6 protein-coding genes are annotated in these 15,515 nt (G+C 34.8%); 2 read left to right on the top strand and 4 right to left on the bottom strand.

Annotated elements, in window-relative coordinates; translation table 11 throughout:
• Positions 1–59: 59 nt before the first annotated feature.
• The 4 genes from K2Y18_04430 to K2Y18_04415 form a co-directional block, all read right to left on the bottom strand.
• Positions 60–2,045 carry a LuxR C-terminal-related transcriptional regulator gene (locus tag K2Y18_04430; GenBank protein ID MBX9804986.1) on the bottom strand — a complete coding sequence of 662 codons (1,986 nt, stop codon included), beginning with the start codon at positions 2,043–2,045 and terminating at the stop codon, positions 60–62.
• 524 nt (positions 2,046–2,569) lie between these two features.
• The gene (locus tag K2Y18_04425; protein ID MBX9804985.1) at positions 2,570–6,070 is read right to left on the bottom strand and encodes a tetratricopeptide repeat protein; all 3,501 of its coding nucleotides are present in this window, start codon (positions 6,068–6,070) and stop codon (positions 2,570–2,572) included.
• A 200-nt stretch (positions 6,071–6,270) separates the two neighbouring features.
• On the bottom strand, positions 6,271–9,594 hold the full coding sequence (locus tag K2Y18_04420) for a tetratricopeptide repeat protein (protein MBX9804984.1): 3,324 nt from the start codon (positions 9,592–9,594) through the stop codon (positions 6,271–6,273).
• Positions 9,595–9,866: 272 nt separating this feature from the next.
• Positions 9,867–13,172 (bottom strand): tetratricopeptide repeat protein, encoded by a 3,306-nt coding sequence (locus K2Y18_04415; protein MBX9804983.1) that lies wholly within the window; start codon positions 13,170–13,172, stop codon positions 9,867–9,869.
• Between the two features lie 254 nt (positions 13,173–13,426).
• Here K2Y18_04415 and K2Y18_04410 point away from each other — a divergent pair, with 254 nt between their 5' ends.
• Positions 13,427–14,575 carry a hypothetical protein gene (locus K2Y18_04410; GenBank protein MBX9804982.1) on the top strand — a complete coding sequence of 383 codons (1,149 nt, stop codon included), beginning with the start codon at positions 13,427–13,429 and terminating at the stop codon, positions 14,573–14,575.
• Positions 14,576–15,028: 453 nt separating this feature from the next.
• Positions 15,029–15,490, top strand: coding sequence for a hypothetical protein (locus tag K2Y18_04405; protein ID MBX9804981.1), 462 nt, complete (start codon positions 15,029–15,031; stop codon positions 15,488–15,490).
• The last annotated feature ends 25 nt before the right edge of the window (positions 15,491–15,515 follow it).

The following is a 15,515-nucleotide window of genomic DNA, read 5'->3' as shown; positions in this document are numbered from 1 at the left end:
GACCTTGGGGCTCTTTGCAGCTGTTCACGTTAACAAGACTGTTAATCTAAATGCGTCACTTATTTGTTAATACCCTCTTTTAAGGTGCTCAACAAATCTTTAGGAATATTTTGAGAGTCTAATAAGCTTACAAACAATAATAAGCTTGGAAAAATTTCATTAATTTCTATGAGATTTTTTAAAGATAACGTAACTATACCATATCTAGTCTTTGTGTATTCATTTGTTTCTTTTAGAATGTTTTCTTGAATGCTTTCAAAAGATTGATTGTACTCTTTTAGATATTCCAAATATTTCTCATAAGTTACATTAGTTGTTTTTAAATAATATGCTGCAATTGAGATATCAAGCGGAAAAGGAGGGAGGTGATTTAGAAACTTATGAGTCTGCTCTTGATGAGGAGTTGAAATATTGTGAATGTTACCTTGATGCATGATATTCGAAAAAAGAAGATATTTTTCTTGACGCTTAAGCTCCCCTATGTGGATAGTTTGGTTAATATGGTTGTTATTTTGAATATTAGCATCTCGTGTAGTTACAATAATCTTTCCCGATCCCCAGGTTGCTGAGTCAGATGGAAAGTATGTTTGAAGAGAGTCAAACTTTTCAATATTATCAAAGATTAAGACCCAATTTGGATAAAGCTTGAGCCTCTCTTTTACAAATAAAATTATTCTTTCCTGCCTATCTAATGAATTTTTAATGTCTTGAAGCTCTCGTAATGTCTTCCTTTCCTCATCCCTTCGACAAAGTGAGTAAGCTAAATTTTCAAATGAACCAATGAAACTTCCCTTAGTTTCTGCGTTAATTTCCCAGATAATGGGCGCTTTTTGCTTTTGAGCATATTGACGTGCAAGAGTTGTTTTTCCAGCACCACCGATTCCTACCAAAGCAACTGTTTGAATGCCTTCATTCCCCTTTAATGCTTCATCTATTTGCTTAAGAAGCTCGGGACGGTTAAGAAGCGTCTTATCTGCTGGAATTGGCAAGTCTGAACGGATGGATTGTAAATTGTGAATCTTTTCTGATGGTCCCTTAGGGTAATAACTATTATTGTTGAGGGTAAGGAATAATAGACATGTACTGCTTAAAACGAGTGTGCTCCCAAAAACAACGATCTTCCTTTTCTGCTTTGAAAAAACAGATGAGATGGAACTTCCAGAATTTTCTGCTTGGGGTAAGTCATCTATTGGTGACCATGTTTGAGAAGATGTTTTTGCTGAAGATTCATAGATCGTTTGATATTGATGCTTAAAATCTGAAGTAAATTTATCTAAATCAACCTTAGGTAGTAAGGTTTGCAAGACTTTTAAAACGGTGAAATAATAGCTATCTTCCGTTCCAAAATCTACGTAACCAGCATCCCGTATCTCTTGAGGTATTTCTAGTGAAATATCATCTCTTTCCAAAACAAAGATAACTCTTGTGTTATTCTGAGCAAGTTTTTGAGTCAGTTCAGCCATTTCTAACTTGGATTGGTTGTCGGGTTCTTTCATTTTTTCAAGAAGTGGCCTAGAAATTATGTAGATGATAGATTCTACTTCTTGTGCGGTAATGTGATGAATGAGTTGGGGTAAAGATTTATGTTTATCTAATGATTCCCCAAAGATATTTATTCCTGCACGTTTTAAATGATTCTCCAACTGGTTGATGAAGTGAGAGTTCTTCTCATAGAAAAGGAGGCTAGAATGTCTGATGTTTCTGTTAAAACTCAATATCTTAGAGAGATGTTTTTCAAAAATTGCTTCGCTTAACAAGGTCAAGTAATGCTGCTTTAAAACTGAAAATTTATCCGACTTTTCAATAAATTCTATGATCCCTTCTTTAGAGTTACACTCCAACTTTCGCATGATATTGTATTTGTGAGTTTCAACTGTCTTTTCTTCAATAGATAAGAAATGAGCAATGGTTTTGCTGCCTTTGCCACTCAGAAGACATGCAATTACGTCTATCTCCCTGGGGGTAAATTTTACACCATTTACGGATTTTAATTGACTGTAATAAATAAGCGGATTTTGCGTGATGGGAGGGCTCGATTTATTCATAAACCGTTCTGCTTGCTAACATTATTGTACTCACAATGTGACTTATAGACAAGGTTTGAGTCAAGCACTCTATCATCTTCCGAAAAACTTTAAGTAATCCTTCCTGAGAGGTGCTCCTGACGGGTTTTATCAGGATGGGTATGTCTTGACTTTCCTCATAAAGTTTAGATGTTAATTCATTCAACGTTTCATAAAATAGATCGTTGAGGAATTGACAAGAAAGGAACCACAATAGCGGCTCTTAAGCGAACCTAGGTCAGGTGACAGCCTAACCCAGGTTCTTGAGACAATACTTAACAAATTGAGATTATCATGAATAAAGCTAAAAAAGCAAAATCAAAAATTCTTAACCGGTCGTGGGTTTGTTTCCTTGATATGTCTCTCACTAACGCAATCATGGACTACTGAAGAGTAAGAAATTAAAAAAAGAGAGACACAGATTTACTCTAAAATACAGAAAGAATCAAATGAGCCAAATAAGGGAAGAAAATGGAGTTTCTTGAATTATTTTGTAGGCTTCTAATTTAGGTATTCTCAATACTTTTCAGTTTTGTTTGGATCCGGATTGTATGGGGAGAATTGGCAAGGAAATAAGCATTTGCTATTGCTAAGGCCTTCTGTTGATAATCAATTGCTTCTTTTCTGTAGATTTGAGCCTCTCTAACATTCTTTTCAACCGTAAGCTTTTCTAATGATATCCCCGCTAAGCATTCCAAAGCCTTAAAGCTTTCGGGGTGGTTGTGCTTCTCAAATATCATCAAGGCCCTATGTATATAATCTTCAGCAGTTTCCATATATCCTTGCATAAAATACACTTCACCCAGTGCTCTAAGAGCACGTGCTGTTTTTATGTGGTCAATGCCAAAATTGTCTGTATAAATCTTAAGGGTCTGGTTTAATAATTGTTCAGCCTTTTCTAGACTACCAGAATCCTTATGAAATTCAGCTAAATACACGATTATTCTAGCTGTAGAAATGTGATTTTTACCAAATTGCTTTTCAAACGTTATCAGACATTCTTCGAGCAATTCTTTTGTTTTATCGTATTGACTCGGGTCGATGGGTGAGCTTCCTAAAATTTGCAAACACAAAGCGCCTTCCGGGAGATCTTCCTTAGGGCTTGATGGGTGAAGAAATTCATCTGGCATAAGTAATTTCATAGCTTTTTCGTGATAGGCTGCTTCCCTATAGATTTTCCCCAAATATGCCAATACCCAAGCAACTTCAATGTGATCTTTTCCAAATTGTTCTTCATACATTAAGAGACTTTGTTTAAGTAAACTTGCTGCTTCATCGTACATACCTAAACTTCTATAAATATCCCCTAACTGCACGAAAGCCCATGCAATTTCAGTATGGTTCTCTGGTAAATTTTTTTTATAAATTTCAATCCCTTGCTTTAGAAGATCTTGAGCTCTTTTATAATCACCCAGGTTTCTATATATATTTCCTAAATTCACTAATGCCCAAGCGTTACCTATATAACATCCATCAAAATATTTCTTATAAACCACTAAACTATCTTCAAAAAATGATTTAGCTTTTTCATAATTCCCTAAGTGTCTATATATCAGTCCTAAGTTTCCCAGAGCCCAGACGAATTCAAGATGGTTATCAGGAAAATCCTTTTCATAGATCAAGAGGCTTTGTTCAATTGCATCCTTAGCCTTCTCATATTCTCCTAATTTTCTATAAACCATTCCGAGGTAAACCATAACCTTAGCGCAACGTGCACGATCATGGATCTCGGTCTTATCTAGCTTTGGAAGACATTCTTCAAGAATTGATTTGGCGTGTATATAATTGCCGAGATTATAATGTATGGCTCCTAAAACCCCTTCTATGGATGTTTGAATGTCCTTTGTTAACAAATTGGAATGACTTAAAAATATTTCACAATGGCTTTTTAAGTTTTTTATCATCGTAAAGTCAACAATGTCGAATATTTTGGACGCATATTTTTCTAAGACTTCGGCAATTGACTTTATAGGCGTTAGATTGTTTTTCAAATTTAAATTGGTTGCCAGGTAAGATAAGCTAATTTCTTGGGTGCTACGGTGAACCGTAAGGGATGGGACTGGATGGAAACTATCAGAGGGGCTGCAAACTGTGAGTGAATACTTTCTTAAATGGTAGATAAAGCTATCAACAGCAACTTCTCCTTTATATGAGCTTAATAAATCTTTGGGAATCTGTTGGGAGTCTATTAAGCTTATTAATAACAAAAGATCCTCAAATTCTTTGTTATAATTGAGGAAACATTGCAAGCTTAATGTAACGATGGAATAGCGAGTTTTCTCATATTGAGTAGCCTCTTTTATTATATCTTGTTGGATGTTATCTAGGTCTATATTGTACTCACCTAAATGAGCGATATAGTTTTTATAGGGAAGATTTGTCGTTTTTAAGTAGTAAGCGGCTATTGAGACATCTAAGGGGAAGGGCGGTATAAAGCTTAAAAGCGATGTAATCTGTTCCTTATTGTTGTCATCTAATTGAGAAGCGCCGTCACGATCTATGATGTTGTTAAATAAGGTAAACTTATCATTTGTATCGAGCTCAGCAACAGTTATAGCAGCTTTAACGTGGTTGTTGTGTTGAATAGTGCTATCTCTCGTAGTAATGATAACTTTCCCTTTTCCCCATGTCTCAACGTTGAAGGGAAAATACTTTTGAATATCAGAAAATTTCCCAACATTATCATAAATTAAGAACCACTTATCCTCAGATCTTAATTTATCTTTAACAAATAAAATTACTTTGTCTTCTTTGTCTTTTAGGTTGGATATTTCTTGCAATCCTCTTAGCACCCTTTTCTCATCTTCAGTTTGGGAAAGAGCATAGGCAAGGTTTTCAAATGAACTCATTAGATTTTCTTGAGTCTCAGAATTAATCTCCCATACAACGGAACCATCTTGATTTCTAGCGTATCGACGGGCCATAGTGGTCTTTCCTGCTCCACCAATTCCTACCAGAGCAACAGTTTGAATATCCTCATTACCACTTAGAACATTTCCGATTTGGGACATTACGGTTGGTCGATGGAGAAAAGTCGTTTCAGTTGGAATAATTAAATCAGATTTAATGGACGTTTTCCTATGGCTATTTAAGGTATAACCTACCTCATTTTCACCTGCATTATTTAATTTTGAATAGTTAAAATCATGATTGTCAGCAAATTTCTGATCAAGGTGAGAATAATCATATGAGTCGGAGATGGTTTTGTATTGTTCTTTAAATTCGAGGATGATTTTTTCTGCATTATAATTTGGTAACAGTGCTTGCAAGATTTCAAAAACAACAAAATAGTAATCTTTTTGTAATCCACAATCTACGTATCCAGCCTCTTGAATCTCTTGAGGGATATCTAAAGGTGTTTCTGAGCCTTCATAAAGAAAGAGGATCTTTCTTTGCCCTTGGTCCAAATTATTAGTAAGCGCAGCCACTTCTAGCTTAGCTTGGCTATCTCCTAAGTTAAGTTTTTCAATGAAAGTACCTGATGCCAGATATATGATGGAAGGAGCTTCTTGGTTATTCAGGATAGAGAGGGGCTTAAGATTTACCTTTTCTTCAGGATATGCTTTAATTCCTGCAAGGCCTAAATCTTTCACCAGTTGATTGATAAAAGTAGACTTATTCTCATCTTTCGCATAAACAACAATGCAATTTTGCCCTATATTTCTGCAATGAGTGGAAATTTGGTTAAGATATTTTTCAAAAATCGCTTCGCGCAGTAAAGTTATGTAGTGATTTTTTAAGGCAGAAAACTTATCCGACTTTTCGACAAAGTGAATAATTCCCTCTTTGGTGTTGCATTCTAATTTGCGCATCACGTTATATTTGTGAGTTTCAACCGTTTTTTCTTCAATAGATAGAAAGCGAGCAATTGTTTTGCTGCCCTTGCCACTCAAAAGTCCTGCGATAACATCTATTTCTCTTGGCGTAAATTTGACGCCATTAATAATCTTTAGTTGGTTGTGGTATGATGCAGAAATTTGAGTTATGAGAGGTTTGGATTTATTCATAAGCCGATCCGCTTATTAACATTGTATTAAACACAATCTGACTTACGGGGAAAAATTAATCAAGGATCTTCTATAAAGCTTTCTAGGGTCTACAAAGTCTATTTTAACATCTCTATGTTTAGAAACATATTTAATAAAATGACGACGGTGAGCGTTTGCAGCACAAGAAGCTTCATAAGTTTCCTTCTTAGAAGAATCCATTAAATTTTTTCAAGTTTACTGAGTTTAGCACGGATTCTTATAGCATGAGGAGAATCTGAAGGAAAATGAGATTTTACAGTACTTAATGCCTGTTGCAAGTAGATCAGAGCCTTATTTTTATAGGTTTGATGTTCTGGGTTTTTATTTGTATATCCTATGTTTTCAAATCTTCTGGTATATAGTTCAGACAGATTCTCTAAGGCTCTATAGCTTTCAGGATGTTTATGTTCTTGATAGATCGCTAGAGCCCTATTTAGTAAGAGTTCAGCCCTTTCAATGTTTCCCTCCAAAAAATTAACTTTCCCTAAACTATTTAGAATTTGAGCCGTTGAGATATGATTTATACCATGGTTATTTTCGTGAACAGCCAAACTCTTTTCAAGGGTTGTTTTTGCTTTTTCGTATTGTTTTAGGTTGCAAAATACTTCCGCCAAATGTGCTAAAGCCCAATTTACATAAATATGATTTTCAGAGAAATGCTTTTTATAAATCCTGATACTTGCTTCTAATAATTCTTGTGATTTTTGGTGATTGCCAATTTCTTTGTAAACAATCCCTAAATGACCTAATGCCCAAGCGACTCCGACATAGTCCTCCGATTTGGTTCTATATATCGTTAAACTCTGCTCAAGATTTGTTTTCGCTTTGTCATAGTTTCCAGTTTCTCTATAGGTCATACCAAGATGTGCTAATATCCATGCTAATGGAATGGAATCCCCGTTTGTCGAGTTTCTATAAATTTCCAGGCTTTGATTGAGTAACTTTTCCGCCTCTTTATAACATCCTGTTTCCCTACATATGTAACCTAAGTACCCTAAAGCTCGAGCAAGCCCAGAAGAGTTTGTAGAATTTCTTCTATAAATATTTATACTTTTATTCAGGAGCTCTCTCGACTTTTTGTAATCTCCTATCCCCCTATAAACGTTTCCTAAAAACATTAATGTGTAAGCTTTTGTTTGACTATCTTTTTCAGAATCTTGTTTTATAAGGCTCTGGCTACTTTCAAGCATGCCTTTTGCTTTTAAATAAGAACCTTGATAATAATAAATGCTACCTAATCTTCCTCCAATTGAAGCCACTGTGCAATGTGCTAATAATTCTTGATGACTCATGAACTTTTCATAATGACTAGTAAGTAATTTCATTTTTGAGAAATCTTCATTGTCCATTATATCTGCGGTATAAGACTCGATAACTTTAGTCATTAACAGTAGAAACTTCTTTTTTTCCTCTTCATTTATTGATTTTTTAAGGAGGGATAATAGAATTCCCTGAGTACTCCTATGTATTGATATTGTCAAGCCTAGTGGGGTAAAAGATTCATCTATGATAAGAGAGTGTTTCTTTAAATGATAAATAAAGTTGTCAACAAGAATATCATTTTTATATTTTCTCAATAAGTCTCTCGGTATCTTTTGCGAATCTAAAAGAGATATTAGAAAAAGAAGTTCTTTGAACTCAGAATTGGACTTAATGATATGTTGTAAGGACAATCTAATAATACTATATCGAGTTTTTGTATATTTACTTGCTTCACTTAAAAGATCTTCTTGTATAGACTCAAAATCCTTATCATATTCACTTAAATATCTCAAATAGTCTTCATAAGAAACATTTGTCGTTTTGATATAATAACTAGCTGTTGAAATGTCTAATGGATATGGGGGGAGTTTATCTATAAAAATTTGTGCTTGTTTTTGTTGGGATAGATAAATTTGATGAGGATTTCCATTACTCATGATTCCTCTAAAAAGAACGAGTTTTTCTTTTGGATCCAATTCGCCAATATGAATAACATGACTGATATGGTTATTGTTTTGAATGTTTGTGTCTCTTGTTGTAACAATAACACTTCCTCTTCCCCAGAGATCAGCGTCATAGGGAAAAAATTTCTTTATATCTGCATACCTTTCTACGTTATCATATATTAATAGCCAATTTGCCCGTAATCTTAAGCGTTGTTGTACATATTGAAGGATGCTTTCTTCTCTTTCAGAGGTATTCTTTATTTCTCTCAGAAGTTGTAAAATTTTTCTATCTTCATCTGTTTTAGCAAGAGTTTGTGCGAGATTATCGAATGAGTCTTTCAGATTCTCTTGGGTCTCTGCGTTTATCTCCCAAACATCGTTTGATTTTTGACTTTTTCCGTATTGTCTAGCAATAGTTGTTTTTCCAGCTCCACCTACCCCTACCAAGGCAACTGTTTGAATTCCTTCCTTTCCTTTTAAGGATTCTTCTATTTGAGCAAGTTGTCGAGGACGAGTGAGTAAGGTTTTGTCAGCGGGAATTAATAACTCAGATCGAATCGTGCCTGGGTCTTGAGTATTATTGTGTTGATCCTTGCTCTTCAGAAAGCTGTTATTAGTGCTTAGGACGAGTAATAGGCATGCACACCCCGCGACCAATGTGCCGCCAACATACAAACCTCTTGACTTCCTTTTTGAATGAAAAGTCAGAAAGTGATTTTTAGGTTTTTTCGTCTCGGATACCCCCTCGATCTCAGACCATAATTGTGAGGGCGTCTTTTCACCATCACCATTGATGGTTTCGTAATGCTTTTTGAAATCCGCTATAAGGTTCTCTAGACTGACATTCGACAATATTGATTGCAAAATCTCTAAAACACAGTAGTAGTAATTTCCCTGGGCACCAATATCTATATATCCGACAGCTTTTATCTCTTGAGGAATGGCAGGTAGAGCTTCATCGCTTTGCAAAACAAAAAGTGTTTTTCTATTGTTTTGATCCATTTTCTTTGTAAGAGCTTCAACTTCTAGCTTGGTTTGGGGATCACCAACCTTTAGTTTTGTAAGGAATGTTTCAGATGTTAGGTAAATTAAAGAATTTACAGCTTGAGAGTTGACATGATGGATGAGATGATTCAGAGATTTGTGATCCCCTTTTAGCTCCCCACATGTTTTGATTCCTGCAAGTTTTAAGTGTTTTAACAGTTGATTGACAAAATCAATATCACTGTATGTCTTTTCATAGATAAGAACACAAAAGACTTCGTCACTCTTTTTAAGTCCTAAGATTTGCTTAAGATACTTTTCAAAAATGGCGTCGCACAACAAACTTACGTAATGATTTTTTAAAGCTGAGAATTTATCAGATTTTTCGACAAAGTGGATAATTCCCTCTTTGGTATTGCATTCTAATTTTCTCAACACGTTATATTTGTGGGTTTCGACAGTTTTTTCTTCAATGGATAAGAACTGAGCAATGGTTTTGCTACCTTTACCACTCAAAAGGCAGGCAATAACATCGATTTCACGAGGAGTAAAATTTACGCCATTGATAATTTTTAAATGTTTGTAATTCATATGAGAGCTTTATTTTGAGGCGACTTTAAAGTGCGTCACATATGTGTTTCGTTTACTTATAGCCTTTTGTTCCTAATGTGACTGAAAGTCAAGACTATATCAAGAGCCATATTGTCTCAAACATTATCTAGGTAATTTTCCCATAGATGGTCTCATTTCTGTCTTTGTCAAGATATGTACACTTTGATTCCTAATATTTTGATTTATTCATAAGCGGATATGTTTGCTGACATTTTTTTACCACAAAATGAAGGTTCTTATGAACCCTGGAGCTATAGGGTCTTATTTGATCTCAAGTTATTTAATTTTGAGAGAATTCTTGAATGGTGTATGGAATAAGGGTCTTGTAGAGCTCGTAAACTCTCTATGGCTTTTTGTAAGAACTCTAGAGCATGGCACCTCGCATTATCGTATTGTTTAGTATTAGCATTCTTCTTTACTCTATCAGCGATTTTCAAAAATGAATCTGCAAGACTCTCGAAGATTAGATACATATCAGATTGAGGATTGTGTTCATATATATTCAAGGAGGTATAAAATAATTTTTGTGCTTCTTCGATATTTCCCATTTTCAAATATATTTTACCCAAGTTTATAAGAACTCGAGCGGTTTCAAAGTGGTCTTCTCCAAAGTGCTTTCTCGTGATTCTCAAACTTTTATTAGTCAAACTTAGAGCTCTTTGATAATCGCCCAAAATTCCACAAACTCTACCTAAATGATTCATTGTATAGGCAACTTCGTAATGATCATCTGGGAAGTGCTTAAGATAAATTATCAAACTCTCTTCAAGGATTTGCTTTGCCTTCTGATATTCTCTCATATCAGCATAGAGTCTCCCAGTATACGACATGGTCCAACCTATATCATAATGATCTTTCGCAACGCACTGTTTGTAAATATTGAGACCATCTTGCAATTGTAAGTGAGCGTTCTTATAGTTGCCCTGTTCCCTATAAACATCCCCTAAATATACTTTAGCCCAAGCAATAAGATCTGGATTGGTATCAGAAAACTGACTTTGATAAACAAATATACTACCTTCAAGCAATTTCTGTGCTTCGTTTAAGAGACCAAGTTCTTTGTAAACAGTCCCAAGGTAAGTTTCAACCCAGGCATGATTAATTTTATCTTCAGGAAATTGATTTTGAAATATATGAAGACTATTTTCCAACAATTTACGAGCAGATATATAATTTCCTTGGTCTCGATAAACAATTCCCAAGTAGGTTAATATTTGTGCGATTTCTTTATGATTATGAGGAGAATGCTTTTGAATAGTTTTAAGAGACATATTTAAAAGTACTGTAGCTTTTTCATAGTCCCCAAATCTCCTATATACTTGTCCCATATGGCTTAAAACCTTAATAAATCTAACTTGTTGGACTTCATTTATTTTGATAATCTCACTGTACCCTAAGTCAAGAAAGCGACGACTTTTACCTTTATTTCCTATATAAAAATATATGCAACCTAATTCGCAGTAAATTAGATTCTTGCTAACATTATCCAAGATATCCTCATGAGATAATATTGCCTCACAGTGTCCTAACAAGATGGGTAATTTTAAAAATTCCTCCTTATCAATTGCCATGTTCAAGTAGTCAATTACACTAGCGATTATTGGTTCAGTTAACTGTCTGTTCTCCTTTAAGTTCAAGATTTCTTTAAGATAAGCAAGGCTTATGTTTTGAGTACTTCGGTGAATGGAAAATGTGGGTAAAGATTGAAACCTTGACATGTGACTATCTTTTATCAAGTCATACTTTTTAAGGTGAAACATGAGATTATCTGCTACAACCACACCTTTATGAGAATCGAGCATTTGTTTAATAATGTTTTGTGAATTTAGAAGGCAAATCAACAATAGAAGTTCTTTGAAATCTTTGTGAGCCTTTAAAATCTCACTCAATGATAAAGTTATGATAGAATAGCGCGTCTTTTGATAATCATTCTTTGATCTGAAAACATCTTTTTCTAAGTCTAAAAATTCTTTAGGATATTTTTCTAATTGATGGAGATAATCAATATAAGATGTGCTTGTCGCTTTTAAATAATATGCGGCAAGAGATACATCTAAAGGGTAAGGCGGTATCTGCTTTAGAAATTCCTCAGTTTGGCTGGTGCTCTTATAAAAATCATTTCGTCCGTTATCAGAATTCATTATTTTTAGAAAAAGAGACAATTTATCTTTTGAATCCAATTCGTTGATATAAATTGTATGAGGATTTCCATTTTTCAAGTTTAAATCCTTAAATCGCGTTGTGATAAGAACAATACCTTTGTGTGGGGTGCTTATTTTATGGGGTATGTAGCTTTGTATCAATTTTAAATTATCTACGTTATCAAACAATAGCACCCAACTATATCGAGTTATCAATTTCTCGTGAACAAAATTGATTATTCCTGACTGTCTCTCAATCGGATCTTTAATTTCTGTTATTTTATCTAGCGTTTTCTTATCTTTATCTGAAATGGCAAGAGCCTGGCTAAGTTCTTCAAATGACTCTAGAACACTTTCTTGTGTTTCTGAGTTAATCTCCCATATTAAATCTGTCTGTTGATTGCTCGCAAATTGACGAGCGAGCGTTGTTTTCCGATATCCTCCCCCTCCAGCAAGGACGATTGTTTGTAGATTTCTTCCGTGCTGAAGCGCTTTGGTGATCTGTGACATTATGAATGGTCGGTGAAGAAGCGTTGACTCTGAAGGTATAGCTAGCTCAGAACTGATTGATGCTTTCTTAAAAGAGTTATGTTTGTTAAAATTATCAGTTTTCAAGTAAAACATTCCAAATAGAATTGTCATAGTTACTAAGATAGATATCCAAATGCTATGTATTTTGTTCCATTTCTTTTGAAAGCCCCTCGAGGAAGGCAATTTTATGTTTTTCGAATCAATATTGATTTGGACAGAATCTTGATCTTGTATTAATTTATCGTAGGTTGAATTAAATTCGGTAGATATCTGCTTTATCTGATCTATGGGTATAATCTTCTCAAGAATTAGGAAAACTGCAGAATAATAATTTTTCCCATCCAGACAAATTTCATCATTCGATAAGAAAGATCCTTTTGGGATAATAATTGCAGAGCGATATGTATCTTTTGTTGGCGTTTCGTTGCTCCAATTTATTTTTATTCTGGTTCCACAGACTTTGAGGTGATGGCTGAGATTCTTGCTAAGAAGCACCATCAAATCATCATCTTTAAGTCTTATTTTACAGGATCTTTGCCTAGCATTGTGGGTTAGCTTATGTATATTAATTAGACTAATTTCAAAGGCCTCATTTATGAGAGAACTCGTATGGTACTTCCTAATTAATGGAAGCACTTCGGATTCTTCCATAAAATCAATCACCTTTTCTTTTGAGTTACACCCTAGTTTTTGCATGATATTTCGAGTATGAAACTCAATTGTTTTTGGGGAAATGGACAAAGAAGTTGCAATTCTTTTTGTAGACCTTCCTCGCACGAAAAATGAAAGAATGTCAATTTCGCGACGTGTAAAGCTTATGCCCTTAATTGATTTGAGGTACTTGTCGTAGATATCTTGCGGAATATAATGATTCTGTGTTTGCATAATGCCGCTTATCCTTATTAATTAATCAAAGGCAGTGAACGCAAGAGAAAACCTTCACACTTTACTCTAAATTGGCGCCAAATAAAAACACTTTAATAAAATTCCGGAATCTGGTGAATCACCCTAGGTTTTGAAAACTCAAGGGAATAATCAGGATGTTTCTGTGCTAGGATTCTTGTCAAATTTTATAGGTCAGGGTGATTTGGTTGTCACTCAAAACAATGTAAAATGAAAGAAAACTAAAGGAGAGTATTATGAATAGTAAATTGAAAGTATCGTCCCATAAAAAGTCCATCCAACTCATTGTATTATCATTGTTTACGTCTATTTGTCTAAGCAGCATCCCGTGTTATTCAGCAGATGGCACTGATTTTCAAAATGAAAATCCAGAAAATCCAAGAAAAAGAGCACCCTCTCATGAGCAAGACCCAAATCTTAATCCCAAAAAGCATAGTCCTGATGTGAATGGGAGATTGGAGATTAGCTTATATTCTAATGGCTCTGAATCAGGACATAAGCAAGGTGAAGTTACCCAAGCTAATAGTCTTCAAATACCTTGTAACTTTGGGTGGGAAGATAAACCAAATCTACGTGAACCTAATAGTGGTTATTCAAGAAAAATAGTTAGATATTTAAGGGGAGAGGGGGCAAACAAGATTTTTATGGATGGCGAGGAATATGCGCCTGAAATAAAGCTAGTTGGTGATAGAGTATTTAACCATAGCGCTGAACATGTCGGATGGAAGGAAGATAACTATAATCACTTTTCATATGAGCGAGTTAATATCTTTGTTATGGATGGGGCAAATAAAGTTGTTCGTTTTCCCAACCAAGAACTTGAAGTAGGTTTTCCACATCAATTACAAAATATGTTTGTTCCTGTTGGGGAGCCTGTATTTAACAGAGAGCAAAATTCTTTTTCTCAGGAATTTATACCTACAGTCGTTTATACAGGTAAGAGTCAGATGAAGCATGCAGAACCTCAAAAAAGTATAGTACTACCTCTTAAGGCTGTTCATTTGCGTTTTAAAGCTGATGAAGAACTGCAGTATGTGTATCATGTTGTAAAATTAGTTTCTGATGTAGCGGAGTACCTTAAGCCTGAATATGAACTTCTTGTTCCAAACTATGTACTAGAAGAAAGAATTATTGGATGGGTTAATAACGATCAGGGAAAGAAATATACCCCTAAAAAACGAAGATATTTTGAAAATGATACGGGGCTCTTCTCAACCGTGAAACGAAAGCTTGAACCCTTTGGTGATGTATTCGATGGGGATGTAGGTGATTATGGGTCAAGAGTAGTTAAAAAGCAGATCCCCCTTTTAAGAGCTGAGGTTACCGAATTTACAAGAGGAGATGGCAGTAAATTTGAGGAGAAAACAAGCTTTGGAATACTTTAATATTCTTCCCATATAGCTAAACTTATTAAGCTAAGTTTCCTGACTGTATATTTATAAGGTTAGGGAGCTTAGCTCGTTTACAACATCAGTATTGTACATTAAAAAAATCAGAGAGTGTGCTCTCGTGCTAAAACTCATAACTAGAGATTTTTCAAATTTCTATATCAATTCTTCCACAAACCTATTTAAAGCCAAACCTAAAATGATCCATGTTGTCTCAAATAATATCTAAGTAATTTCCCCTTAGAAGCCCTCCTTACAGCCTTTCTCAGGATAGGTCTACATTGCTCTTCTTTGTAATCTGTAGATGTTAATTCAGGACGTCTGGTTAAAAGAGCCACTTCTAAGAATTAACAAGAAAGGAAACTCAAGAGGGGTTTCTAAGACGAACCTAAGTGCAGGTGACAGCCTGCCCAAGGTTCTTGAGAACAATACTTAACAAAGGAGACTATCATGATTATGAAAAAAACAAACCAGTTAAAAAAAGTATCTTACTTTTGTTTAACAATTTTATCAGCAGCGGTACCTTCAACATTGAATGCAATGGAGTCTCATTCAAGAGAATACTTTGATCATTCAGAAAGGTATCCTGAAGGTCATAACAGAATGGTGGAGAAATATTCGAAAGAGAACCCAGATCTTCTTCGACATAAAATACCCATCGAGCCAAGGGTAAAAGAACCAAGTTTGACTGAAGTAACTGGTGATTTTCTTAAAAATACTAAAATAATAAATGAAAAGTTCAAAAAAGAAAACGAAGATCTCGGGAAAGTAGGAGAAAAAGCTGTCAAAGGCGTTTCCTATCTAGCAAAAGAGGGGATTGACAGTAAAGTCAAAGATCCAGAGGCAAAAAGCTTTTTCCTTGGCTTAGTTGATAGTGCAAAAGAAAAAGCTCTCAGCTTCTTTAAGGAATAAGCTGGTCTAGAAACGAAGGCTTCAG

The organism is Alphaproteobacteria bacterium, assembly GCA_019746225.1.
Lineage (GTDB): Bacteria > Pseudomonadota > Alphaproteobacteria > Paracaedibacterales > VGCI01 > VGCI01.
This window is presented reverse-complemented; position numbering and strand designations above follow the sequence as displayed.